Annotated in this window: 19 protein-coding genes, 1 tRNA gene and 1 pseudogene; 14 read left to right on the top strand and 7 right to left on the bottom strand. The window is 64.1% G+C overall.

Going from position 1 to position 25,591, the window contains the following annotated elements; translation table 11 throughout:
* Window positions 1-3: 3 nt before the first annotated feature.
* The 11 genes from CHEID_RS02430 to CHEID_RS02480 all read left to right on the top strand — a co-directional run bounded on the left by CHEID_RS02430 (window position 4) and on the right by CHEID_RS02480 (window position 10,822).
* Complete coding sequence (locus CHEID_RS02430) at window positions 4-1,134, top strand: phage tail family protein (RefSeq protein WP_146743808.1); 1,131 nt, start codon at window positions 4-6, stop codon at window positions 1,132-1,134.
* Complete coding sequence (locus CHEID_RS02435) at window positions 1,119-2,780, top strand: Gp37-like protein (protein ID WP_112768644.1); 1,662 nt, start codon at window positions 1,119-1,121, stop codon at window positions 2,778-2,780. The genes CHEID_RS02430 and CHEID_RS02435 overlap by 16 nt, the downstream gene beginning before the upstream one ends.
* The gene (locus tag CHEID_RS02440) at window positions 2,780-3,163 is read left to right on the top strand and encodes a phage gene 29 protein family protein (protein WP_112768645.1); all 384 of its coding nucleotides are present in this window, start codon (window positions 2,780-2,782) and stop codon (window positions 3,161-3,163) included. The genes CHEID_RS02435 and CHEID_RS02440 overlap by 1 nt, the downstream gene beginning before the upstream one ends.
* A complete protein-coding gene (locus tag CHEID_RS02445; protein WP_112768646.1) occupies window positions 3,138-3,962 on the top strand; it encodes a hypothetical protein in 825 nt (274 codons plus the stop codon). Before CHEID_RS02440 ends, CHEID_RS02445 begins: the two co-directional genes overlap by 26 nt.
* A 319-nt stretch (window positions 3,963-4,281) precedes the next feature.
* Window positions 4,282-5,982: a hypothetical protein gene (locus CHEID_RS02450; protein WP_273661223.1), complete on the top strand. Its 1,701-nt coding sequence runs from the start codon at window positions 4,282-4,284 to the stop codon at window positions 5,980-5,982.
* An 11-nt stretch (window positions 5,983-5,993) separates the two neighbouring features.
* Window positions 5,994-7,046: a hypothetical protein gene (locus CHEID_RS02455; RefSeq protein ID WP_112768650.1), complete on the top strand. Its 1,053-nt coding sequence runs from the start codon at window positions 5,994-5,996 to the stop codon at window positions 7,044-7,046.
* The gene (locus CHEID_RS02460) at window positions 7,047-8,141 is read left to right on the top strand and encodes a pyroglutamyl-peptidase I (RefSeq protein ID WP_112768651.1); all 1,095 of its coding nucleotides are present in this window, start codon (window positions 7,047-7,049) and stop codon (window positions 8,139-8,141) included.
* Between the two features lie 20 nt (window positions 8,142-8,161).
* Entirely contained in the window at window positions 8,162-9,523 is a 1,362-nt protein-coding gene (locus CHEID_RS02465) for a C39 family peptidase (protein WP_238599217.1), read from the top strand.
* Window positions 9,523-9,876, top strand: coding sequence for a hypothetical protein (locus CHEID_RS02470; RefSeq protein WP_112768652.1), 354 nt, complete (start codon window positions 9,523-9,525; stop codon window positions 9,874-9,876). The genes CHEID_RS02465 and CHEID_RS02470 overlap by 1 nt, the downstream gene beginning before the upstream one ends.
* 3 nt (window positions 9,877-9,879) lie before the next feature.
* A complete protein-coding gene (locus CHEID_RS02475) occupies window positions 9,880-10,416 on the top strand; it encodes a hypothetical protein (protein WP_112768653.1) in 537 nt (178 codons plus the stop codon).
* On the top strand, window positions 10,388-10,822 hold the full coding sequence (locus CHEID_RS02480; protein ID WP_112768654.1) for a hypothetical protein: 435 nt from the start codon (window positions 10,388-10,390) through the stop codon (window positions 10,820-10,822). The genes CHEID_RS02475 and CHEID_RS02480 overlap by 29 nt, the downstream gene beginning before the upstream one ends.
* Window positions 10,823-11,091: 269 nt before the next feature.
* On the opposite strand, the gene CHEID_RS02485 is transcribed toward CHEID_RS02480, so the two are convergent.
* The 5 genes and pseudogenes from CHEID_RS02485 to CHEID_RS02505 all read right to left on the bottom strand — a co-directional run bounded on the left by CHEID_RS02485 (window position 11,092) and on the right by CHEID_RS02505 (window position 14,392).
* Window positions 11,092-11,164 (bottom strand) — tRNA-Arg (locus tag CHEID_RS02485).
* A 217-nt stretch (window positions 11,165-11,381) separates the two neighbouring features.
* Window positions 11,382-11,921 (bottom strand): annotated as a pseudogene (locus CHEID_RS02490) (sodium:solute symporter family transporter); the annotation flags it as partial.
* 12 nt (window positions 11,922-11,933) lie between these two features.
* Entirely contained in the window at window positions 11,934-12,596 is a 663-nt protein-coding gene (locus tag CHEID_RS02495; RefSeq protein WP_112768655.1) for a dihydrofolate reductase, read from the bottom strand.
* A 27-nt stretch (window positions 12,597-12,623) separates the two neighbouring features.
* Complete coding sequence (locus CHEID_RS02500; protein ID WP_112768656.1) at window positions 12,624-13,463, bottom strand: thymidylate synthase; 840 nt, start codon at window positions 13,461-13,463, stop codon at window positions 12,624-12,626.
* 164 nt (window positions 13,464-13,627) lie between these two features.
* The gene (locus CHEID_RS02505; RefSeq protein ID WP_112768657.1) at window positions 13,628-14,392 is read right to left on the bottom strand and encodes a 3'(2'),5'-bisphosphate nucleotidase CysQ; all 765 of its coding nucleotides are present in this window, start codon (window positions 14,390-14,392) and stop codon (window positions 13,628-13,630) included.
* Window positions 14,393-14,580: 188 nt separating this feature from the next.
* Between CHEID_RS02505 and CHEID_RS02510 the strand changes: the two genes are divergently transcribed.
* Complete coding sequence (locus CHEID_RS02510; RefSeq protein WP_273661225.1) at window positions 14,581-19,827, top strand: DEAD/DEAH box helicase; 5,247 nt, start codon at window positions 14,581-14,583, stop codon at window positions 19,825-19,827.
* Window positions 19,828-19,912: 85 nt separating this feature from the next.
* The gene (locus CHEID_RS02515; protein WP_273661226.1) at window positions 19,913-20,797 is read left to right on the top strand and encodes a DNA-formamidopyrimidine glycosylase family protein; all 885 of its coding nucleotides are present in this window, start codon (window positions 19,913-19,915) and stop codon (window positions 20,795-20,797) included.
* 8 nt (window positions 20,798-20,805) lie between these two features.
* Here the strand turns inward: CHEID_RS02515 and pgi are convergent, their stop codons facing one another.
* Window positions 20,806-22,506, bottom strand: a complete 1,701-nt coding sequence (gene pgi, locus CHEID_RS02520) for a glucose-6-phosphate isomerase (protein WP_112770328.1) — start codon at window positions 22,504-22,506, stop codon at window positions 20,806-20,808.
* Between the two features lie 185 nt (window positions 22,507-22,691).
* Here pgi and CHEID_RS02525 point away from each other — a divergent pair, with 185 nt between their 5' ends.
* On the top strand, window positions 22,692-24,368 hold the full coding sequence (locus CHEID_RS02525) for an NAD-dependent succinate-semialdehyde dehydrogenase (protein ID WP_112770329.1): 1,677 nt from the start codon (window positions 22,692-22,694) through the stop codon (window positions 24,366-24,368).
* Window positions 24,369-24,507: 139 nt separating this feature from the next.
* Here the strand turns inward: CHEID_RS02525 and hisN are convergent, their stop codons facing one another.
* Entirely contained in the window at window positions 24,508-25,524 is a 1,017-nt protein-coding gene (gene hisN, locus CHEID_RS02530) for a histidinol-phosphatase (protein WP_112770378.1), read from the bottom strand.
* Window positions 25,525-25,591: the final 67 nt, after the last annotated feature.

Consider the following 25,591-nt stretch of genomic DNA (forward strand, 5'->3'; position numbering starts at 1 on the left):
TGGATGTTTAGGCACACAGCGGATATCGCTCTGGAGGGGGTGGACGGTTCTGTTTGGAATTTGTCTGGCCCGTTGGCGTGGGGGTCGCCGGTGCAGTTGGAGGAGGGGAATATCCCCGCCTTGTTTGATGCGCCGGTGGAGACCACGTACAAGGAGCGGGTCGGTCAGGCGGGTTCCACCTACCTGGGGCACCGTTTCTTGGCGCGGGTGTTGGCGCTGAACCTGACGGTGTTCTCGGATGACAAGGACCCCTACGATTGGGCGCGGGTGGACTCCGAGTTCCGCAAGGCCTTGTCGTATGACCGTGATGCTGTGCTGCGCGTGTCCACGGAGATGAGTGGCGATCGGTGGCTGAAGGTTCGTTTGCAGGAGGCCCCGGCTTTCCGTGGCGACCGTGACCCGCATGATTCCTCGATCTCCCAGTACACGGTGACGCTGGTTGCCTACGACCCGTGGTGGCATTCCGGGGAGGACCGGGACAGGTTCGTTTTCGATGGCTTGAACTGGCATGGCGGTGGGGTGACGGTGAGTAACCCGACTGATGTGCCGTGTTGGCCCCGGTGGGTGCTGACCGCCCCGGCGAAGTTCCAGCTCCCGGACGTGTCGTTCCGCGACGATGAGGAGAAAGATCGTCAGATCGTCCTCCCGTTCCAGCCGTTGGGCCGCGAGGTGTTGGTGGATACTGACCCGCTGCAGGAGATGATCGTCGCTAACGACGACACCCTGTTGTGGGCTGAGATGGGTGGCCAGTTTTTCCGCAACCCTATCCCCCCGTACACGCCGGAGACGTTCGTGCCGGTGAGTGTGGACCCGCTGCCGAACCTGCCGCTGGTGTTGCCTGATGGGTGGCGTGAGTGGATCGCTGACCGGATCAAGGAGTGGGCTGTTGCTTTGGGGCAGGAGGAGGTTTTCCGCCGCACCCCGGAGGATGTGGCCCGTGAGATTCGTAAGACGATCACGAATGCGCCCCCACCGTTCCTTCGTCCGTTGTCGGACCCGATCCTAGAGTTCCTGAATATTGATTTCATTGCGCAGCGTATCGCTGAGGCGTGGGGCAGTGTGAACAACATGGCTGGCGCTACGGCGCAGATTCGGATGGAGCGGAGGTGGTCTCGTCCGTGGGGGTTGGAGTAGATGATAAACGCCTGGAGGGGATCTATCAGGCCGCGCTGGGCCGTCGTGAGCGTCGCGAGCGGCTGCGGCGTGAGGCCCCGCTGGTGCGTCTGTGGGATGGTGACTGGAACCTCCGTGGCCGGGTGAAGGGCGAGTATTCCTCATCGTTTGAGTGGAAGCTGAACGACACTGGGGCCGGGCAGATTGACCTTCCGTATGACCACCATTTGGCCCGGTGGGCTGGGGAGTACTGGAACCGGAAGAAGCAGAACATCCATGTGACTGTGGATAAGGATGGGGCGCGCTGGTCGGGTCGGTGCCGCGAGGTGACGACCACGATGGACGCGGCTGGTGTGCGCACTGTGACGCTGCATTTCCTTCATGACTATGAGGAGTTGAAGCACATCAGTGTGTGGCCGAATCCTTTCACCCCTGCGGTGGTTCAGTTCCCGAAGATTTTCATGCTGGCTGGCCCGTCGATCACGGTGCTGAAGATCGCCCTATTCCTGAACTTGTTCAGGCTGCAGGGGAACTTGTGGCGCTTGCCGGATGACCCTTTGAGCTTCAAGGGGTGGACGCAGGGACTGAACTACAAGGAATGGCCCATCTTGGTGAAGCCTTCATCGGTTGTGCTTGATGATTCGCAGTGGACGGTTATTGCGTCCCGCATGAAAACATGGCACGACATGGCTCAGGTCACCCTGGGTGATGGTCAGTTGGCGGTGGAGTGCCGCCGCTGGCTACCGGGTGATGAGCAGCCGTGGTTCGGCGCTGGCTTGTACCGGCCCGGTCAGCTTGTGGTGGACATTGTGGACAAGTCCGGGTGGTGGTCGCAGACCGCTGTCGGCGGCACCATCGCCGGGGGGTTGGTGCGCACTGGCCTGACCGTGGCCGACAACCTTGTGGATGAGGCCCGGTTCGCTTTGGAGCAGGTCAGCGAGTCCCCGGAGTACGGGGTGAGCGGTTTCCTTGGCGTGTCCCCGAAGAACCCGTGGGTGGTGTACCGCACGGAGGGGGAGCAGCGCACTGCGGAGACCACCTCGTTCACGTGGAAGCCCGCGACGGTGGGGCAGATCACGGTGGGCGGTAAGTCGATGCCGGGGGTGAATGAGGGCATCAGCGCGGCGGTGCAGTTGTCGTTCGACACGATGGCGAACTTCCTGTTCCTCCCGGCAGCGGGCGGCGCGGTCGATTCGCTACTGAAGCCCCTGTACGAGGACGTGCTGATGGCGTTCATGTCGCTGAAGTCGCCGCTGCGGACGATGAGCCTTGGGTGGTCGCACTACTACGAGGACTTCTCGGAGGGCAGTTCGTCGGCGTGGACACTATCGGCGATCATCGCGCTGCGCACGGGGTTCTACAACACCCGTCAGCAAACCAGCCATTCGTTCACGGTCGGCGATGGTGCCCCCTACCTGATCGGGGACAAGGGCCAGGGGCACTTCTTCCTCGGTGATCGGGTCGGTGCCGAGGTGCCGGGTGCCCGCGCTGGCCGCGTTGTTGTTGACCAGTGCACCGGGCTGCGGCTGTCGTGGGATGCGTCGAAGCCGCACGAGTGGGAGATCACGATAGGCCAGGCCACGTCCGTTGTGGATGACCCGCTGGCGCACGCTCTGGAGAGGATCAAGGACATGAACAAAAACCTGCATGATTTGGGGGTGTTCTAGTGGGTATCCCGTTGCAGCACCAGATGGACATGGATAAGCCGGAGGAGCATCTGCTGTGGGGGCTGGTGAACATCGGTGGCCTGGCTGGTGTGCCGCTCCTGCTGGATGAGCGGTTCATGCGGATCTGGTCGAAGCACCTGTACCGCTGCGGGTTCCGCCACCACCCGGAGCTACAAGAGTTGTGGTACAAGCCGCCGACTGATGATGCGACCCTGTTTCAGGGGATAGGCGGCGAGTGGGTGGAGTCGGAGCCGGGTGTGATGCCCGCACTGTACTCGAAGGATGAGATTCTGCAGAAGATGGTGACCTCGATGTCAGATGATGACAAGCTGCGGTTGGCGGAGTTGTTGGGGGGCGATGATGGCGGTCATTCCGGGGAGTAGTGATATTCCCGCTGGCGCATATTCTGCGGCTGGGTTGCAGTCGTTGCAGGATGTGACTGAGCAGTCTGTGAAGGATAGTGTTCGGGCGCAGGTGATGCCGTCGGTGAATCGTGCTAAGGACTCGCTTTTCGGGAACTTGTTGAATGGCGTTTTCGGCGGGTTCTTGGATGTGATCCGTGGCGGTATTCCCCCGTTGTGGCTGCCGTCGAATGCTTATGCTGCTGCGGCGCAGATTCGTGATGGTCAGCAGGACTTGAATGATCGCGCTGATCTGTTGAGTCCGTTGATGGATTACTGCTCTGCTTTCGCGCCGCCTGACAACAATGGTCACGCACGTTTCGGGATTGGGCTGATCCCTTTCACATCGCAGATCGGCCCGGCGAGGAACGTGCGGATTCGTGACGACGGTAGGTTCGAGCTGCTAGATAAGGGCTTGTGGGATATCCGTGCGCATGTGGTCCCGTCGTGGACGGGTGTCACGGTGCCGAATATCTCGGTGTCGATCAGGGTTTACTCGCCGTATGGTGACACGTATGAGACCGCATCGAGGCTGTTTTCCGAGCAAACTTCGATTGAGAAAACGTCGAATGTTACAAGCTTCAGCCTTGTGTCCTCGGTGGTGGTGGATAAGCCGGGTTATATAGCTGGCGTGTATGTCGATGATGCTAATAACGGGCGCGGCATTTTGGGCGGTCCGCGTTTCTCCCGCTTCACGGTGCAGCATATTAGCCGTGATGTGGTGAATAAGACTGGCGGGGAGGATTCCACTCCCACGCCTACTACTACTGGGCCGGAATAGGCCCTAGGGGGTTTTCGTGACGGTTATTCGTGGCGAGGTGCGGAATGTCGCTGGTGTTCCGCTTGAGGGTGTTGTGAGTGTCGCTTCTGTGGAGTGGCGACCTGGTTCTGATGCGGTGATCACTACTGATTCGGAGACGTATCGTGTGGTGGGGGGCCGGTTTGAGACGGGGGATTTGGCCCCTGGTGAGGCGCAGTTTGACTTCCGCCCTGATCCTGGGTTTGGCCGTCGGTATCGGCTTGTGGTGTCGGTGCCGGATGCTGAGTCTGCGGTGTTCCGTGATGTGTTGTCTGCGTCGTTTGAGTATCCGGAGCCTGTGGTGTCTCGTGCTGAGACTGCTGCTAGGGATGCTGAGGCTGCGGTGGCTGCGGTGTCTGCGGCACGTGATGAGGCTGTTGCTGCTGCTGGTCGTGTGGGTTCTGCTGAGGCTGTGACACTGGCGGTTGAGGAGGTGTCGGGGTTCCGGGATGAGGCGGTGGCTGCGCGTGATGAGGCTGTTGCGGCTTCTGGGCGGGCTGTTGCTGCTGATGAGTCGGCTGGCGTTTCGGCTGCTTTCGCTGCTGATATGGCGGGTCTTGCTGAGGGTTCTTCTGCGCGTGCCGAGGCGGCGCGTGATGAGGCTGTCGCTTCGGCGGGGCGTGCTGGGGAGTCTGAGTCGAAGGCGTTGGCGGCTGAGGGCGGGGCTGTTGCGGCGCGTGATGCGGCGGCTGGTTCCGCGTCTGCTGCTGCGGGGTCTGCTGATGTTGCTGCGGGGTCGGCTTCGTCCGCGTCTGATTCTGCTGATCGTGCGGAGTCGGCGGCGCAGACTGCGGAGAGTGGCGCGCCTGATGCGACTGCCTCGGTGAAGGGGCTTGTGCAGCTCTCCGGGGATTTGGGGGGTACGGCTGATGCGCCGACTGTCCCTGGTCTGGCAGGGAAGGCGGATTTGGTTGGTGGGCATGTGCCGACCTCGCAGCTCCCGGCTGTGGCGCTGACGAAGCCTACTGCGGTGAGTGATCGTGCTGGGATGCTGGCGCTGGATGCGCAGGAGGGTGATGTGGCGGTCATCGCGGCTGGTGATGATCGTGGCACGTACATGCTTGGCGAGGGGCCTGCTAGCGAGTTTGATTCGTGGATGCGTTTGGCTGCGGCTGATGCTGCTGTGTCCTCGGTGAATGGGCAGACGGGTGTGGTTAATCTTGGCCCGGCTGATGTGGGTGCTGCGGGTGAGTCGCATACGCACACGATTGGGCAGGTGGATGGCCTGCGCTCTGAGCTGGATGGGAAGTTCACTGCCGCTGATGCTTCTGCGGAGGTTGTGGGTGGGGGTATCCCGCGCAGGCGGTCGAATGGGAACCTTGATGTGCCTACTGATCCGGTGGCTAATGCTCATGCCACGTCGAAGGCGTATGTGGATAATGCGGTGGCTGGCCGTGCCCCTGCATCGCACCGGCACGCCACCAACGAGATCGACGGCTTCAGCGATGACGCAGCGTCAGCCGCCCTCACCGCTTCGCTACCTATACCTGCGCTTGAAGATACCCTGGTGAGGTATGGGTCTGACATCCGCTTCTCCGTGCTCAATCCTGTAGAACCGGACCACCCAGCAACGAAAGCGTATGTCGATAGTGGGGATATTCCCCTAATGGTGCGGGACGCGATCTTGTGGCGCTCTGATCTGAAGGGCGCGGCTAGCACGAAACCGCAAAGCGCTAACTGGGGTACCTGCGAGCTGGGGTTGGAGACCGAGGACCGGCTGAACACGGACCCCGTGTGGGACGCGAACCACCTGTTCATCCAGCACCCGGGCACGTACCGGCTTTCGCTGTCTGGTTCTCGCGGCGGCGGGGCCGGGAAGGTCAGCCTGTGCACGTCGTTTGCTGGTAAGGAGACCGAGCAGGTCGTTATCCAGGATACGACGGCCTACACCTCGAAGACCGTGGACGTGTGGCTGGATAAGACCACGATGATCTTGTGCCGTTGGAACGGTTATTCCGGCAACAATTTCAGCTACCGCGTTCAGTTCGAGCTGATTCGGTAAGGGGGGGGCAGATGGTTAACGCAACGTGGTGCTGCGTGTACGGCGGGTTGTCAGCCGTTGTCGCGGGTACCGACACGAATGGCGATACCCTCCCCGCTGTTGATCTGGAGGGGTCGGTGACGTTCACTCCCTTGGTCAGTGGCGGTGGGTTGCTCTCTGGTCTTGCGGATACTGTCGTGGATGATGTGGCCTACGCGGTGGCTGCGGTGACCGTGCCTGTCGTCGATGGCCGGTTGAGCATTGGCGGGCAGGATGGGGTGTTCCTCCTCGCTAGCTGCGGGAGTGTTGGCCCGTTGTGTTGGCAGGTGCGGTTCAACAACCTGCGCGACGGGCAGGGCACGTCGTATCGCCCTGAGCCGTTTGTGCTGCGGACGGTGCCGGGCGGCGAGGTGTCGCTAGCGCGTGTCGCCCCGGTCACGGCGCTGGTCCCTGCGGGGACGGCGGCTACGGGTGGGGGTGTGGTTGTTGGCCCCCCCGGCCCCCCTGGCCCTCCTGGGAGACCAGGTGAACCCGGCCCGCCGGGGTTACCTGGACGGCCCGGCGATAAGGGCGATCCTGGGGAACCAGGGCCGCCGGGAGACCCAGGGGTTCGTGGGTCCCGCTGGTTCTCAGGCGACGACCCGCCGGTGTTCGTGGATGGGGCGCTGGATGGGGACTGGTATCTAGCCACGTTGAGCGGTCAGGCGTATGAGCTGACTGCCGACGGGTGGCAGTACCGTGTGGACCTGCGCGGCCCGGCTGGTAGCGATGCGGCAGCAGGGGCGGGGGTTGTCCTGGGGGCCTGTACGCTCCCGGCGATCACCACGACTGATCGGGTATATGCGATGAGCACGGCCCAGGCAGCGGCGTATCAGGCGGTAGTGGAGCTACACGGCGGGGACCGTACGGCCGCTAACCGCCTCCTCGCCACCGGAGTGGGGAACATGGTGGGCGCATCGTCGGTGGACCCGTCCCTGACGCTCTCCCCACAGTGGACGAAAGCGGCGACCGCTGCTGCTGCGACACCGGAGTTCGCGCCAACGCGGCGGCTCATCGCCCTGCACTACGACAACCTGGAGGCATAGATGGCAACGATCCTTCTCACGGGGTTCGCCCCGTTCAGCGGGAAAAAGACCAACCCGTCATGGGAGGCGATCAAGGACCTGCCGGACCGTTACGCGGGCACGCACCGTGTGGTGAAAGTTGAGCTGCCGGTGACGTGGGAGGGCGCGGGGGAGATGCTGGAGCGCGTTGCCCAAGAGTGCAAGGCCGATGCCATTTTGTCGTTCGGCCTGTCCGGCGCGGTATCGAACCTTCTGTTCGAGACGCAGGCGTTCAACTACGGCGGCAATTACGCAGACGAAGACGGGCTGAAGTGGGACCGGCCCTACATCCCGGACCCTAAAGCACCGTCACGCGTCACACCCAGCATCACCTATACGCAGGCGCAGAACTGGATCGGGAGCACGGCGACGCTGGACCAGTCCACGAACGCCGGGGCCTTCATCTGCGAGAGTGTGCTGTACCGGCTAGGGGCGAAGTTCCCGAAGATTCCGCACCTGTTTGTCCACTTCCCAGCGGATTCCGGCAACTCGGAGTTCTCCTCCTACCAGGGGAAGATGCCCTTATCCACGATGCGGGCTGCTGTGGTGCTGCTGGTGCAGGGGGTCTTCCAGAATTTGCTGGGGGTCGGTTATACCCCGTGGGGTGACCGCAGTATTTTGCCCACCCCAACGCTGACCGTCATGCGCCCCGACCCGCCCCGGAATTTCTGGCCGAGCGCGACAACGGACACGATCATGTTTAGCACGTTCGCGCGGTTCAGCTCAGTACCCCCGGTCGCTGGTCTCCAGATACCGACCAGTGAGACACCAGTGTCGCTGCCCGAGGACGTACTCACGGGCCGGTGCTACTCCGCGAGCGGAGAGCCGCTACACGCCTCTACCACTGTCATGGCACGAACATGGCGAACCTACTACGGCTCTGATGGCCTACTGCAAATAAAGCTCAACAAGGTGGGGGACTACACGTTCCCGCTGCGGTTCGAGCTGTACGGGGTGACCACCGGCGGGTACCGCTTCGTGCAGCGGTTCCACCTCCACTACGACCGCGACGCCACTGGTGTCATACCGCCCACGCAGCTGGGGGTGTACCGCACATCGGTGGAGCTACTCGTTTAACGAAAAAGAAAGGGGGGCAAATGGACGCTAGGACGCTTGGTGAAGCGATGGGGTGGGCGCTGTCGGAGGAACGTTACCGGCAGCTCTTGCCCGCGTATGAGCGGTTCATGGCCGCCGCGCAGATCAACACCCCAGCGAGGGCGGCGATGGCTGCTGCACAGTTGGGGCATGAGTCCGTGGGGCTGAAGTACCAGAACGAGATCGCGGACGGGTCCGCCTATGAGGGCCGCGCTGACCTGGGGAATATGAACCCCGGCGATGGGCGCAGGTTCAAGGGCCACGGCTGGGTGCAGGTCACCGGGCGGCACAACCACGCCGCTGCGAGCCGGTGGGCGCACGAACGAGGCCTATGCCCATCTCCGACGTTCTTCGTGGATAATCCCGAAGCTCTGGGGTCGGATGAGTACTGCTGGGTGGGGCCTGCTTACTACTGGGATACCCACCCGAACCTGAACGTGTGCGCCGATAACGGGTGGGTCTGGGACGCGACCCGGATCATCAACGGCGGCACGAACGGGATAGATGACCGCATTAGCCGCTACGAGCGGTGCAAGGCATTGGGCACACGCCTGATGCCGGGGGAGGTGAAGACCGTGGAGAAGGTACTGCCGTACTCACGGGACCAAGTGACGCAGGACACCGGCTACTGGTGCGGGCCTGCGTCGACGCAGACGATTGTGTGGGCCGCTACCGGAAAGTTAATCGCGGAGTCTGATCTGGCCGGGCGGCTGGGCACCACGACGGACGGGACGAGCAACATTGATGCTTTCCCCCGCGTGCTGAACAACCTGGTGCCGGGCGCGGATTACCGCAGCGTGTGGATGCCGAATGATCCCCCGACAGGGGATCAGAAGGAGCGCATGTGGCGGGATATCAAGAACTCGATTGACGCGGGGTTCGGTGTGGTTGGCAACCTTGTCGCGCCACCGTCGAACTACCCGCGTGCTGTGGCCCCGTCCGACATCGACCCGGCTTACGGCGGCGGTGTGGTGTACCACTACATCGCGCTGATGGGCTACGGGGAGGACGGAGGGGGCCGACGAATCTGGGTCGCCGATAGTGGCTTCAGGCCCTACGGCTACTGGATCAGCTTCGACCAGCTCGCCACGCTGCTACCCCCAATGGGGTACGTGGCCGCTTTCGCGCCAGCTAAGGCGCTACCACAAGATCAAGGGGGAGACGTGACCAGAGAACAAGCAGACCAGATCCTACGGATGCTGGAGGCCATACTCATCCAGCTCGCGGGGGACCCGCAGAAGAACGGCGGTAAGCCGTTCGGCGGGTGGCCGCAGGGCGGGGGCCGCACCATGTACGACCTCCTCGCCGCAACTGCATCCGTCGCTGGAGTGAAGAACGCTAAAGACATCAAGGGGGAGAAGTAATGAAGAAGAATTTCGCAGCGCCGTGGTTCATCCGCCGCGCACTGTACCTGGTGGTCGGTGCCGTCCTGCTGGGGCTGGCAGCTTTCGGGGTCATCAGCGAGGCGCAGATCGACTCGATCAGCGCGCAGGTGACTGGCATTGTCGGCCCTCTGCTGGGTGCACTGGTGTCTGGCTGGGCCGCGTCCAAGACACATGAGGGGTCCGACTCTACTGTGACCGTGGATGATGTTGAGCGGGCTGCTAATGCGAACATCACTGACAAGGTGATTGATGTGATTGCGCAGATCGACACTGCCACGGGTGGGAAGCACGCCGCTGAGGTCGCTTCCTACCGCGATATTTTCAGGGGGTAAGTTATGCACGGTCGGGAGCGATGGTCGCCCGGTATCCCGTCTAACGTCTCCCGGCTGATAATCCTCGCGCTGGCTATCCAGGCAGTGATTCGCGGATTCGATTACCTGCTGGGGGACAGGACTACTACGACCTCGGCGCTGGCCGTGGCTGAGGAAGCACTGCCGCTCCCCGTGTGGGGTGCGATCTTCATCGTAGGCGGTTCGCTGGTGCTCGTTGGTCTGCGTGTCCGAAGGGCGGGGTGGATCGTTTCTGGGTCTGTCTGGCTTTTCGCCGCGTATGGGGCAGTCGGGTGGTCGCTTGTTCTGCGCATCTTCGAGCAGGCAACCTCGTGGGGCCTGTTTTGGGGGGTGTTTTCCCACCCGCATCTGACTTTGCAGTGGGCCTCGCAGTCTGCGGAGGCTTTCCCTCTCGATGGGTGGCGTGTGCCGTCTAGCTTCTTCGCGGCGATGGTGATGTGGGCCGCTATCGGGTGGGGTACGCAGATCAGTTCTAGGGCGTGGGAGGTGACGCATGGATCCGATCATCGCGCTGCTTCCTAAGGGTGGCGGCTGGTCTGTTGTCGCGGTGTTGCTGATGCTGACGTTCGGTTCGCAGCAGATTTTCTCGAAGGAGGGCGCGGGCCGGTTCTGGCTGTTCGGGCGTATCGCGGACAAGATCGCGCACCGCAAGGAGCATGCCATTGAGCGGGAGGCGACGATTGAGCGCACTAGGTCTGATTACTTGGAGCGGATGATTGGCGATATTCGCCGTGACCTGGATGATGAGCGTGAGCGTTCTCGGTGTGCCGAGAAGCAGTTGCGCTCTGATCTGGATGATGCGTGGGGGTATGTGCGTTACGCCACGGATTGGTCGCGGGCTGTGTTGCAGATGAGTGTGGAGCATGGGTGGAGGCCGCCGTTGCCGGAGTGGTTGACTCCGGATCAGTGGCGGTCGCGTAAGAGGTAATTTGTTTGGCTTGCCGTTGTTGCGGTGGGTTCCCTCGCTGGGGTTTGTTCCCTGGCGGGGGTCTTTTTTTGTGCCTGTTTTCTGGCGCGAACGAGTGTTCTGATTGCTGGGGGCGTTTCGCCTCTTAATCGCACGACATCCGCACGACATCCGCACGACAATTGGGGGTAAAACAGGGGCAATTGGAAGCAGTTAGCGCATGTGATACACCGATCCGAAACGCCCCATGAGCTGCTAAAACGCCTGGTCGGTAGCATGGCAGAAAAAAGTGCCCCAGAGAGGAATCGAACCTCCGACACCGGCTTTAGGAGAGCCGTGCTCTATCCACTGAGCTACTAGGGCCGCCGCGCGCCGACACTCGCATCCGCCGCGCTCACCGGCAGATTCTACAAGGGCGCCCACGCCGCCGATCGATAAGGTGCACACAGGGGGGTCATCTGGCCCCGGCGGATTATTCTCGGCATTGTTGTGGACGTCCCGTGAGCGCGCTGTCTTTGACGTCCCAGAGTGGGGGTGGGGCACTGGGGCTGTCGTTCGGGTGCGCGCTGCTCCGGGCGTCCGGAATGCTGACCGGCGCCGGATCCGTTAACGGGAACGACGCGAAATCCACCCCGGAGAAGATCGCGGTCTTGGAACCGGACGCGGCCGGGGAAAACACAATTGGAAGGAAGGTCGGCAGCAACCCGCCCCATAAGGAGACCACCGCGCCCGAGTTTTTTTATCCGCTTCCGGTACGGTTTGACCCGCTTCCAGTACAGCGAGGACAACATGGTCGGCACAGGCGCGGAGGCGGCGAGTGCGAAGGCCAGAGATACCGGGACTGCAACGTTCTACTCCATCGCGCCAATGCCCAGCGCAATCGCGACGCCCTCGATCTCCACGACCGTGATTCGCAGAACGCGGACCTGCTGTTCCTCCGTGGCATGGCCTCTCTGACGACGGGATTATTGACGTCCTAAGCCATCGACGCAGAAGCGTTGTTGGCTAAACCGGCGACCACTGCCAGGACCGTGCCGAAGGCGACTGCGGCGATCATGGCCACCAAGATGGGCCCAGCGACCCCCGAGGCGAGCAGAGGGGCCGCGGTGTTTGCCCCACCGCCTCTGGCCCGTCACCGACCCCGCCGGGTCCTTTCGACGATGCGGAAGCGCAGGCCCGGGCCCGCATCGATCGCGTGCCCCCGCTCAGATGTCCGCCACGGCCCCGCGGCACAGTCGAACATCGCATCCGAAATCTCCGGCGCGTACACCCCGAAACTTTCCGGCGCTTCCATGTCTACTTCGGTCACCACAATGCGGTCCGCGATTGACATGCATTGGGCATACACTTGCCCGCCGCCCAATATCCACACCATGGGTTGTTTCCCCTTGGCCGGTCCATCCTCATTCTGGGCGCGGATAGCCAATTGCGACGCGGCGTTGATGGCGTCCGGAATAGAGGAAAAGACGTCAGCGCCCGGCGCCTCAAAATCTTCCCGCCGAGTGATGACGAAGTTGTCGCGCCCGGGGAGGGGTTGGAATTGCTCGCCGAGGGCCTCCCATGACGTGCGTCCCATGACGACGGGATAGCCAATGGTAGACCGTTTAAAGTGCTCAAGGTCTTCCGGAAGATACCACGGCATATCGGTGCCATCGCCGATCACGCCGGCTGTTGTCTGGGCCCATATCATCGCAATCTCTACGCCGCCGGGAATGCCCAGTGTTCTGAGCTGTTCCTTGGATAGTTCGGGGTATTCCCCGTCGCGATAACCGGTCGGTCGGTTGACGCTGCTCATGTCCGGTGATTCTCCTATGTGCTGAGGTTAAACGGCGACCTGGGCGCGAATCGCGGGGTGGGGATCGTATCCCTCGAACTCCACATCATCGAGGTCGTAGCTGAACATATCCGCCGCTTTCCGTAGTTTCAGTTGCGGATAGGGCCTGGGGTGCCGGGATAGCTGCAGCTTGACCTGATCGACATGATTGTCGTAGATGTGGCAGTCACCGCCCGTCCAAATAAATTCGCCCACGTCTAGACTGGCCTGCTGTGCGAACATGTGCGTGAGCAAAGAATAACTGGCGATGTTAAACGGCACGCCGAGGAACATATCGGCACTGCGCTGGTAGAGCTGGCAGCTCAATTTCCCTTCCGCCACATATAGCTGGAATAGCAGGTGGCAAGGAGGGAGCGCCATATTGTGAAGTTCGCTGACGTTCCATGCAGTCACGATATTGCGCCGCGAATCGGGGTCGCTCTTCAGCAGGTCTAATGCCCCTTGAATCTGGTCGATGTGCTGGCCGTCCGGAGTCGGCCAACTGCGCCACTGTACGCCGTAAATGGGGCCGAGATCCCCATTCTCGTCTGCCCACTCATTCCATATTCGTATCCCACGTTCCTGCAACCACGTGACGTTGGAATCACCGCGGAGGAACCACAACAATTCGCCCACAACGGAGCGGATATGTACAGACTTAGTGGTGATCAACGGAAAGGAATCGCCCAAGTTAAAGCGAATCTGCTGGGCAAACAGCGAGCGAGTGCCCGTGCCAGTCCGGTCCTGTTTCTTCGTGCCATGCTGCAGAATTGTCCGTAGCAGGTCCTCATAAGGGGTCTGGACGCCATCTACCGCGCGCAAGCCAGCTTGGCCAGATGCTTCGTTCATGGGTGCCAGAGTAGTGCCCCGGTGTGGGCCGTCCACAGCGGCGGTGCGACTGGCTCTGTCCGACCGTTGAATCGGGAGAAGGCGGCGATCCGCTCAGCAAACCCCGGTGCGGCGATCCGCTCAGCCAACCCCGGCGCGGCGATCCGCACATCCCACCCCGGCGCTCAGAGGGAGAAGCCCCCGTGCTCGTCGTGGAATTTCTTCGCGCTGGCCAGGATCTTGTCTTTGACGTCCGGGCGGCACACCAGCATGTCCGGCAGGTAGGTGGACTCGTGGTTGTAGGTTAAGTCCGTGCCGTCGAGTCGGCTGGTGTGTAGACCAGCAGCTCGGGCCACACCCGCTGGGGCGGCGTTGTCCCACTCGTACTGCCCTCCGGCGTGTACGTAGGCGTCGTTGTCGCCGAGGACAACAGAGATGACTTTGGCGCCGCAGGAGCCCATGAGAACCAGTTCCATGCCGGTGTCCTCGGCGATGAATTCGGCGATGGCGGGAGCCGAGTTCTGGCTCACCACCAGTCGGTTTGTCTGGGGGCCACCGACGGCGTGGATGTCCCCGGTGTGAAAGACGTGGCCGAGGTCCGGCATCCCCACGGCAGCGTGGGTGATCACGCCGTTTTCGGCGAGAGCGACGTGGACGGCCCAGTCCTGGCGGCCGCTGGCGTATTCCTTTGTGCCATCGAGGGGGTCGATGATCCAGACCCGTTTGTTGGTAAGACGCTGCAGGTCGTCCGGTGCTTCTTCGGAAAGCACGGCGTCTTGGGGTCGGTGAACAGCCAGGGCCCGGGCGATCCAGTCTTGGGCGAGGGAGTCTCCGGCTTTACCCAGTTCTTGGCTTCGCAGCAGGCCAACGTTGCGAACTCCCTTAAGGATCTCGCCGCTGCCTTGCGCTAGACGCTTCACCAGCGTTGCGTCGTTCACGTCTGCAGTCATGGGGCCAACTCTAATCCATCTGGGGGTTGGCGGCAGTGGGGGAGACGTGCGGCCGGGTGGTATAGCGCGTGCAGCGTGACCCTCAATGTGTCTCGTTACCGGGTGACGGCCGGAATTCGGGTTGTGGTCGAAAATGTATTCGAATTGGGCGAATGGGTGATGACCCGGCCGTCTGGTTGGATTGAGGCATGCTGGACGACCCTCTGGAGCAGTTTTACCCGCCTGTTGCGGCGTGGTTTCGCGATGTCTTCGTGGAGCCGACTGTCGTGCAGTCCCAGGCGTGGTCGACCATCGCCGCTGGAAAGAACGCTCTTGTGGTCGCCCCCACGGGATCGGGCAAAACGTTGGCCGCCTTTTTGTGGTCACTGTCGCAGCTCACGCGCCAGGAGAATGCCCCGGAGGGTAAGGGGGCAGGTACGAAAGTCCTGTACATCTCCCCGTTGAAAGCTCTCGGCGTGGACGTGGACCGCAACTTGGCTGCGCCGTTGGCCGGGATCGCCCGTACCGCCGCCGCGATGGAAACGCACGTCGCCCCGGTTCGGGTGGGGGTGCGCTCTGGGGATACGCCGCAGTCCGAACGCTCACGGTTGCTGCGTACCCCTCCGGAGATTTTGATTACGACGCCAGAGTCCCTCTATCTCATGCTGACCTCAAAGGCCGCGGGGACGCTGCAGACAGTGGATACGGTGATCGTGGACGAGGTTCACGCGGTAGCCGGCACGAAGCGGGGGGCCCACCTGGCGCTGTCGTTGGAACGCCTAGAGATGATCACCCGGCAACCTGTGCAGCGCATCGGGCTGTCAGCCACCGTCAACCCGATCGACACGGTGGCCGCTTTCCTCGGGGGTGACCGTCCAGTGACGGTGGTGAACCCGAAGACCCACAAGGACTGGGACGTAAACGTCTGCAGTGTGGTCGAAGACTTCCAGGACCCGCCTGCGGCGGATGAAGGTGACGATCCGCCCGACGGGCAGGGCCCAGCCGAGGCAGGGGATGCCGCTGACGCGCCGGATCCGTCTGGCGTCGAGGCCCCATCCGCGCTGGTGGACGAGGCTTTGCTCGGCCCCTCGCTCATCGGGGAGGGGGTCAGCGAGGACCCAGGCGCGGGGGCGCGGGGGGAAGGTGGCGTCGAAAAGGAATCTGCCCTGCCGCAGCAGAGATCGGTCTGGCCGCACGTGCAGCGGGCCATCTACGACCAGGTGATGGAGAACCGAGCCACGCTGGTCTTCGTCAATTCGCGCCGGGCGGCAGAACGGTTGACGGGCGCGCTGAACGAATTGTGGGCCCGGGAGCATGACCCGGAATCGCTGGCGGCCTCCACACGCCGGGATCCCGCCCAGCTCATGGCGCGGTCGGAGCGGGTCACGGGGTCGGAGGCCGTCATCGCCCGCGCTCACCACGGCAGCGTGTCGAAGGATGAGCGGGCGGACATCGAAGCGGACCTGAAGTCCGGGGTGCTGCGCTGCGTGGTGGCGACGAGCTCACTGGAACTGGGCATTGACATGGGGCTGGTGGACCGGGTGATACAGGTGGGCGCGCCGCCGTCCGTCGCCGCGGCGGTGCAACGGTGTGGGCGCGCGGGGCACTCGGTGGGGGCGACGTCGCGGGCAACGATCTACCCGCTGCACAAGCAGGACGCCGAGAGCAGCGTCGTGGTCGTGGACCGGATGCTGAGAGGCGAGCTGGAGCCGCTACACGTTGTGACGAATGCCCTGGATATCCTCGCTCAGCAGACGGTGGCTTCCGCCGTGCAGGCAGACGTGACGGCCGGGCTCATCGGCAGCGGAGAGGACCGGGATACGAACCAGCAGGGTAGCGCGGAACCCAGCGGTGCCCAGACCATCCCCGACGGCGCCTTATCGGTCGAGGCTTGGTGGGGGGCGGTGCGGCGGGCCTACCCCTTCGCGGCCCTGCCCCGTGAGGCCTTCGACGCCACCCTCGAACTCATCAGCGGCCACTACCCCTCGACGGACTTCGCGGATCTCAAGCCCAGGGCCGTCTATGATGCCACCGCCGGGACCCTCGTGGCCCGGCCGGGGACCCAACGGGTGGCCGTGACCAGCGGCGGAACCATTCCAGATCGGGGCATGTTCGGCGTCTTCCTCGCCGCGGGGGAGGAGGCCGGGGCGCGCCGGGTCGGTGAGCTCGACGAGGAGATGGTCTACGAGTCGCGCGTGGGTGACATTTTCACGTTGGGGGCCTCCAGTTGGCGGATCCTGGAAATCAACCGCGACCAGGTGATCGTCGCCCCCGCGGCAGGCCACACCGGGCGGCTGCCGTTCTGGACCGGGGACGCCGAGGGCAGGCCCGTCGAATTGGGTCGGGCCATCGGCGAAAACCGTAGATCCTGGGGTTCTGGAGCGCCCGGGGACATTCGGAATCGGGATTTTGTGGACGCCAATACCCGGGCGAATCTCGATGCGTTCTACGCGAACCAGAAAGAGTCCGCGGGCATCATTCCCGACGAACGGACTATCCTGATAGAGCGATTCCGCGACGAGATTGGGGATTGGCGGGTCGTGGTTCACTCCCCCTTGGGCCGTGGGGTGAATGCGCCTTGGGCGATGGCGCTGGGAGCCCAGTTGCAGCGAGACACAGGCATCGACGCGATGGCCGTGGCCGGGGACGACGGCATGGTTCTCCGGTTGCCGTACTCGGAGGAGCCGCCGGGCGCTGACCTGCTGTTGGGCCGTGGCGGTGTTGGAGGCGACTCGTCCGTAGCGCAGATCTCGCCCACAGGGCACGCCGGGCATATAGGGTCTGCGGGGCACACCGGGCACAGTGGGTCTGCAGGCGTCGCGAATGGCACCGAGGATGGGTCCGACGACACGCAGGCCGTACTCCCGCAGCTCGACCTCGGCATGGGGGCCGGGGAGGATCCAGCGGACGGGGTACTGGCGGACGTGATGGACAACGTTGGGTCCTCCGCCCTGTTCGCCGGGCGTTTCCGCGAATGCGCTGCCCGATCCTTGCTGCTGCCCCGACGGAACCCGGGGAAACGCCAACCCCTCTGGCAACAGCGGCAGCGGGCAGCTCAGCTCCTCGATGTGGCGCGGCCTCACCCGGAGTTTCCGGTGATGGTGGAGACCATGCGGGAATGCCTCCACGACGTGTACGACCTGGACAGTTTGGGCGAGCTCATCCGCCAGCTCGGGCAGCGGGGCGCGATCAGGGTCGCCGAAGTGACTACGGAAGGGCCGGGCGCCTTCGCCGAGTCCCTGCTGTTCACCTACACCAGTGCATTCATGTACGAGGGAGACTCCGCCGAACGGGCCGCAGCTTTGGCGGTGGATCCGGCGCTGCTCGCGGCCGTACTCGGCAAATCTGGGGGCAACCTACTATTGGATCCCAAGATTGTCCGCCAGGTGGTGGAGACGGTGCAGTGGCTTGCCGAAGGCCGCAAAGCCGGCACGCTTGAGCAGGTAGTGGACATGCTGCGCTCACTTGGGCCGCTCACCCAGGAAGCCATCGCCCAACGCTTCGAACCCCGCGGCGTCGCAGCGGAGGACGTCCCGGAGCTACTCGACCGCGGCCTGAAGGAACTCATCCCGCACCGCCTGGCCCAGGTCAGCTTCGGCGGCAGGACGAAGATCGCCGTGGTGGAGGATGTGCCCCTCCTCCGCGATGGGCTCGGTGTGCCGGTGCCTCCCGGGGTTGCTGCCGATCCCACCACCATTCCGGATGCCATCGACCAGTTGCTTCTGCGGTGGATGCGTCACCAGGGTCCCATCGTGGCCCGCACTGCTGCAGAGGAGTTCGGCCTGGGAGTGGCGACCGCAGAGTCGATACTTCGCCGCTGGGTGCAGGAGCGGCGGCTGGAGGCTGGAACCTACCTCCCCGGCGGGACAACACAGATCCTCGGGGAGGCACCTGCTGCTGCGCCCACGGGCGAGGGCGGGTCCGATGAGGGGGAAGCCCAGTATGTGGACACCTCCCTGCTTCGGCGGCTTCGCTCGGCCACCCTTGCGGCAGCTCGTGGTGCCCTGGAGCCCGTGAGCCGATCGACTTACGCTCGCTTCCTCCAGGCCTGGCACGGGATTGGGGAGTCCGACCGGGCAGACCTCATGGGCATCATCGAACAGCTCGCCGGGATCTACCTACCCGCCAGCGCCTGGGAAACCCTGGTCCTGCCCGCACGTATCCCGGACTATCGACCCGGGGACCTCGATGAGCTGCTCAACACCGGGGAAGTCATCGCCGTCGGGGGTGGTTCCGCCGGTAGCAACGACGCTCTGGTCACCCTCCTGCCAGCCATCATCGCCCCCGCGCTGCTCGCTGGAGTGCACCCCGATGCCCAGGACCAGACCCTGGGCACCGTGGCGGCGAAGGTTCTCGATCACGTCCGGGCAGGTGGTGCTTTCCTCGCAGCTGAAATTGCCGCGGCAGTGAATGCTGCGCACACGGAGATCGACTCCGCCATGTGGGAACTGTTCGATGCCGGCCTGCTCAGCCCGGATTCTTTCGCGCCATTGCGCGCACGTCTCGTCAGTGCGGGGAACACGGGTAAGAGCGCCCATCGTGCACCCAGGCGGGACCGCGGTCGGGGGAGCACGCGGAAGCTGCGGATGGGGCGCAGCAGCTTCACTCAAACAGCCCGTAGCGAGGAAGCGCGCGCGAGGCGGGCGGCGATGAGCGCCTATTCCAACGTTCCTGGCAGATGGAGTGCAGTGCCCCAACCGCAGGGGATCAGCGACGCAGACCGTGCCGTCGCACTCGGGGAAGCATGGCTGGACCGCTACGGCGTGGTGACCCGGGGCTCGATCGTCGCCGAGAAGAGCGACGGCGGATTCGCCCAGGCCTACCGAACGCTTTCAGCGTGGGAAGATTCCGGAGCAGTCTTGCGCGGATACATCATCGACGGCTTGGGCGGCGCCCAGTTTGCTAGCCGCCCCGTCATCAATCAGCTTCGGCGCATGGACGCCCTCGTCCCAGACGAGAACGCAGCCCCCGAACCGACCCAGAACGCAGCTTCGGAACCGCGGCCCATCTTGCTGGCCGCGACGGATCCGGCAAACCCGTTCGGCGCGGCCCTGCCGTGGCCGTCCCCGAACGCGGAGGGGAACCCAGCGCCGCTGCAACCCGCATCGTCGCCCACCCCCACCTCCACCTCAACCCCGAACTCAACCCCCACCGCCACTCCCACGCGCAGCGCCGGAGCCCTCGTCGTCATCGCCGGTGGCCGTTGCCTGGCCCACCTAACCCGGGGCGGGCGCAGTATCACCCTCTTCCCATCCCTCAGCTTCGCGGACACCCCCACCGCCGATACCGGGGCCATTTCCGGTGTCCTCGATGCTCTGCGCGCAGCGATCCGCTCCGGACGCCTGTCCCCGGTGACCGTGGAGCGCATCAACGGCCAGCCGGTACTGGACGCAGATACCCGCCCCTGGGTTCAAGCCGGGGCGCGGTTGACGCCAAAAGGATTGACCGTGCGCTAGCGCCGGGTTGCTGGCGTCCAAAGGAAGAAATATCAGCACCCCACCGACGAACCAGAAAGACCACAGACCACGATAGGAGGTCACAATGCCCGAGGGTGATTCAGTTCTGCAGCTCTCCAACCGCCTCCAGTGGATGCCCGGGCGCACCATCACCCGCACGGACGTCCGCGTGCCCCGCTTCGCCACCGCCAACCTTGACGGGCAACTAGTCCACCGCGTGTGGCCCTACGGCAAACACCTGTTCATGCACGTCGGGGACACAATAATCCACACCCACTTGAAGATGGAGGGCGTCTGGTCCATCCACGCCGTCGGGCAACGATGGCGCCGCCAGGCCTACACCGCCCGCATCGTGCTGCGCCTCACCCCCCAACACCCAGGTGGCGCCGACATTGAGCTGGTCGGTCACGATCTCGGTTTCGTCCGGTTGTTCCCCCTATCTGATTACGACGCCACCGTCGCCCACCTCGGGCCAGACATCCTCGATCCGGAATTCCCCACCGCCCTCTTTCGAGACACCGGCCGCACCGGCCGCGACGAAACGATCCGCCGCATCATGCGCCGCCCGGAACGAGCGCTTGGCGCGGCCCTGCTAGACCAGAAAAACGTGGCCGGAATCGGGAACGAATACCGGGCAGAAATCATGTTCCTCATGGGGCTACATCCCGCCATCCCCGTCGGGGAAGCCGGTTTAAAGCGAGTGGAGCGGGCAGTGGATCTATCGCGGCGCGTGATGTGGGAGAACAGGCTCGGGCCGAAACGTGTCTTCACCGGGGACCGCCGCCCCGGCATGACAGCCTACGTTTTCGGGCGGGCCGGGCGGGCCTGTCGTCGGTGCGGGGCGGCGATCTGCAAATCGACCCTTGGGGGGAGGTGGGCCGGCGGTGATCCGGAGTTGGATTCCGCCGAACTCGAGCGGATCATCTGGTGGTGCCCCGAATGCCAGGTGGGGCGGGAGGACTGGGAGTAGCCGACGACCTACTGCCGGTGCTCGCGGTAGTAACCGATCAGGGCATCAGTGGAGGAATCCCCGGCATCCGAAACCCCCGCACCTCGAACGGCGGGGAGCAGATCGCTGGCCTGCTTCTTCCCCAGCTCCACCCCCCACTGGTCGAAGCTGTTGATGCCCCAGATCACTCCCTGAACGAACACGATGTGCTCGTAGAGGGCGATGAGCGCACCCAGCACCTCCGGCGTGAGCTTCTCCGCGAGGATGGTCGTGCTCGGCCGGTTGCCGGGCATCACCTTGTGCGCGATCAGCTTCGGGTCCACACCCTCCTCGGCGAGTTCTTCCGCGGTCTTGCCGAAAGCCAGCACGCGGGTCTGGGCGAAGAAGTTGCTCATGAGCATGTCGTGCATGCTGGTCTCGCCGTCGGAGGCAGTCACGTCGTCGTGGGGGTTGATGAAGCCGATGAAGTCCGCGGGGATGAGGTGGGTGCCCTGGTGCATGAGCTGGAAGAAGGCGTGCTGGCCGTTCGTACCCGGCTCGCCGAAATAGATCTCGCCGGTGGGCAGATCCACCGCTTGCCCATCCAGGCGGACGGACTTGCCGTTAGATTCCATTGTTAGCTGCTGGAGGTAGGCGGGGAAGCGGCGCAGATCCTCGCTGTACGGCAGGACTGCGTGGGTCTGGGCCCCGAGGATGTCGGTGTACCAGATTCCCAGCATGGCCATGAGTACAGGCACGTTCATTTCCAACGGCTCGGTGCGGAAGTGGTCGTCGACAGCGTAAAACCCCTCCAAGAACCGCATGAAGTCCTGCGGGCCGATCGCGGCCATCAGGCTGAGGCCGATCGCGGAGTCCACGGAGTACCGGCCGCCGACCCAGTCCCAGAAGCCGAACATGTTGGCCGTGTCGATGCCGAACTTGGACACTTCCTCCGCGTTCGTGGACACCGCGACGAAGTGCTTTTCCGTGATGGAGCGGCGGTCTTCCTCGCTGTCGGTGGGAACTCCGGCATCCCCGAGCTTCTCGAACAGCCAGGACTTGGCGGCGTTGGCGTTGGCGAGGGTTTCGGAGGTGGTGAAGGTCTTTGAGGAGACGACGAAGAGGGTGGATTCGGGGTCCAACCCGTCCAGGGTGGCGGTGACGTCCGCCGGGTCAATGTTGGCGATGAAGTGCGGTGTGATGCCGGAGGTCCGGTAGGCCCGCAGCGCCGTGGCTGCCATGACGGGGCCCAGGTCGGAACCGCCGATACCGATGTTGACCACGTTCTTGATGGTGTGCCCGGTGACACCCTGCCAGTTGCCGGAGCGCAGCTTCTTCACGAAGTCGCGCATGCGGCCGAGCACGTCATGCACATCCGCGGCGACATCCTGGTGGCCCGAGGACGTTTCGATGCTGAACTCCTTTTCCACGGGGATGCGCAGGGCAGTGTGGAGGACGGCGCGGTTCTCCGTGGTGTTAATACGCTGACCTTCGAACATTGCGGCACGGTATTCCTCGAGCCCCATGTCCTGGGCGAGGTCCAGCAACAACCGGGAAATTCTCCCATCGACAAGGTTTTTTGACAGGTCCACGTGGAGGGGCCCCACGTCGAAGGTCATGTCGCCCGCCCGCCCGGGTTGCTCCGCGAAGAGGGTGCGCAAGGTGGTGCCTTGAAACTGCTTTCCCCGTTCCACGAGTTCTTCCCAGGCGCGAGTGGTGGTTGCGGATTTGGGGTTTGCCGGGATGTTCACGGTGGTTTTTCCTCCAGTGTGGGAGAGCGGGTAGATGTTCGTTGTTAGCTGTTGGTGCCGGTCGGGTGCCTGCCAATCGGCGGTTTCGCACTTTCCACGGTAATGGTTTTTCGGCCCGGTCGTTCGGGTTAGGCCGAGTCCCTGCCCCGCTCCTCGTTGGGCCATTCGGTGGCAAAGTGGTTGGCATGACCGATCATGCCTCGACCACACCCACCGGCGGTCCCACCCACGGCGATACCGCCCCGACCGTCACCGTCCGCGCCGGGGAGCGCAGCATCAGGGTCCCAACGGGCTTGTTTATCGATGGTTCCTTCCGCCCCGGTGGGGATGGGGAAACTATTTCTGTTGTGGACGCCAGTACCGCGCGCCCGTTTGCGGACGTCGCCAGTGCAACAGAGGCCGACGCAACCGAGGCCCTGGACCATGCCGTCGCAGTGCAACAGGACTGGGCTGCCACCCCCACCAGGGAGCGGGCGGAAATCATGCGCCGGATTTTCGACCTCCTCATGGAGAACGCAGAGGACCTCGCGGCCCTGCAGTCTGTGGAGTTGGGCCGAGCCCTCCCGGATTCGAAGGGGGAGGTGACGTACGGCTCGGAGTACTTCCGCTGGTTCTCGGAGCGAGCCTGCGCCGTCCGGGGCGATTACCGCGCGGCCCCGGCCGGAAACGGTCGCATCGTGACGCATCACCGCCCGGTCGGCCCCGTCCTGGCTATCACGCCGTGGAACTTCCCGCTGGCCATGGTAACCCGCAAGCTTGCCCCCGCCCTGGCGGCGGGTTGCACGCTCATCGCCAAGCCGGCGCAGTTGACCCCGCTGACCATGCTTTTCGTCGCCGAACTGTGCCGACGCGCGGGCTTGCCGGACGGCGTTTTCCAGGTGCTGCCGACGAGTTCGGCGAAGCGCGTGTCCACGCTTCTCGAGGATGATCGCCTGCGGAAACTCACATTCACCGGTTCGACGGAGGTGGGTTTGAAGTTGGCGTCGACCGCGGCGGAGCGGGCGATCCGAACGTCTCTCGAACTCGGTGGCAATGCGCCGTTCGTCGTGTTGTCCCACGCGGATGTGGATCGGGCGGTGGAGGCGGCGATTGCGTCTAAGATGCGCGGCGGCGGCCAGGTGTGCATCGCCTCCAACCGCTTCATCGTGCACCGAGACGTGGCGGAGGCCTTTACGCGAGGCGTGGTGGAGCGGATGAGGCAGTTCGTGCTGGGGCCGGGAACGCACCCGAGGACGACGCTTGGGCCGATGGTGAGCGCCGATCAGTTAGAGAAGGTGGCCGGTTTGGTGGAGCGGGCTGTGGCGGAGGGGGCCACGGTGGAGCTCGGGGGCTACCGGCTCACGGAGGAGAAGTTGGCCCAGATGAAAAGCACCGGCGCTGGTGCGGAGGAGGGTTCCACCGTAGGCGATGGTGGACCGGGCGAGCAGCTCGCCGCGGCCGCCGGCGATGCTGGTGCGCCCGAAACCAACACGCCTCTGCTCACCGCGACGGACCTGGATCCCGCGGGCTACTGGTACCCGCCGACGGTGCTGAGCGGGGTGTCCAACACATCCGAAATCGCCAACGAGGAAATCTTCGGACCCGTGCTTGCGATCCAGACCGTCGACAGCGACGAGGAGGCTCTCCGCATCGCCAACGACACCCCATTCGGCCTGGCCGCGTACGTCATGGGCGAGAAGTTGGAGGCCACGATGAAGTTCGCGGAGCAGTTGGATGCCGGGATGGTTGGGGTCAACCGCGGTGTTATTTCGGACGCCAGCGCCCCGTTTGGTGGCGTCAAACAATCTGGGCTTGGCCGGGAGGGCGGGTTCGAGGGCATCGAGGAGTACCTGGAGACGGTGTACCTCGCGCTCGGCGTGTAGCGCCCTCGGCGGGTAGAGGCAGGCCGCTCCCCGGAGCGCCGGTGCCACACCCCCGCCCGCCGCTAGGCACAGCCTCCGGCGGCTAGAGGCCGCCCGGCCCGGAGCGCCGTTGCCACACCCCAATGGGGAAACTGCTGGCCTAGAAGTGGTTGAGGGTGGCGTCGTGCAAAAGACCATTGGACGCCACCGCCGAACCGCCATGCGGACCATCCACGCCTTCCAACGACGTGAAGCGCCCGCCCGCCTCGGTGACGACCGGCACGAGGGCCGCGAGGTCCCACAGGTTGACCTCGGGCTCCGCGGCGATGTCGACGGCCCCCTCCGCGACCAGCATGTACGACCAGAAATCGCCGTATCCGCGCAGGCGCCAGGCCTCGTCGGTGAGGGAGATGAGCTGCTCCCGCAGGCCTCGCTCGGCCCATCCGTTAAGGGAGCTGATCGCGATGGAGGCGTCCGCGACGTTCCGCACCTTCGACACGCGCAGGCGACGCGGGGCGCTGCTGGGGACGTGCTCCGGACTCGCGACGGCCGGGGCTGCAAAGGATCGCCACGCGCCGTTGCCCTGGGAGGCCCACCAGCGGCGGCTCAGAGCCGGGGCCGAGACCACGCCGACCACCGGTTCGCCGTTGACGACGAGGCTGATCAAGCTGGCCCACACCGGCACGCCGCGGACGAAGTTCTTCGTGCCGTCGATGGGGTCGAGGACCCACTGGCGGCCCTCCAGCGTGGGGTTGCCGCCGAATTCTTCGCCGAGGATGGCGTCGCCGGGGCGGTGAGCTGCGAGGATGTCACGGATTTCGCGTTCGACGGCCGTGTCCGCATCCGAGACCGGGGTGAGGTCGGGCTTCGACTCCACCTGCAAGTCCTCCGCCTCGAAGCGCGCCATTGTGATCTTGTCTGCGGCGTCGGCGAGCTTGAGGGCGAGGTAGAGGTCGTCCGCGAGGCTCGGCGAGGTGGGTGTACTGCGGTCGTCGGCGGTGCGGCCGGTGGCGTGGCCGGTTGCGGTGCCGCCGTCGGCCTGGTTATTGCTCGCATGGTCTGCTGAGGGTGGGTTGGCCTGTCGTGAATGGGGTGCGGTGCGGCCGTCGCTAGCGTGTTTGGTTGCGGGTGGGTTGGCCGCGTTGCGGTCGGATGCACCGGGCTCGGTCGCGCTCATGGTGTCATCCTAACCGTCTTCGGTGGGGTTGCGCTTCTTGAAATCTTGAGGACGCCACCTCAAACGC

The sequence above is a fragment of the Corynebacterium heidelbergense genome, assembly GCF_028609845.1.
In the GTDB taxonomy this organism is placed as follows: Bacteria; Actinomycetota; Actinomycetes; order Mycobacteriales; family Mycobacteriaceae; genus Corynebacterium; species Corynebacterium heidelbergense.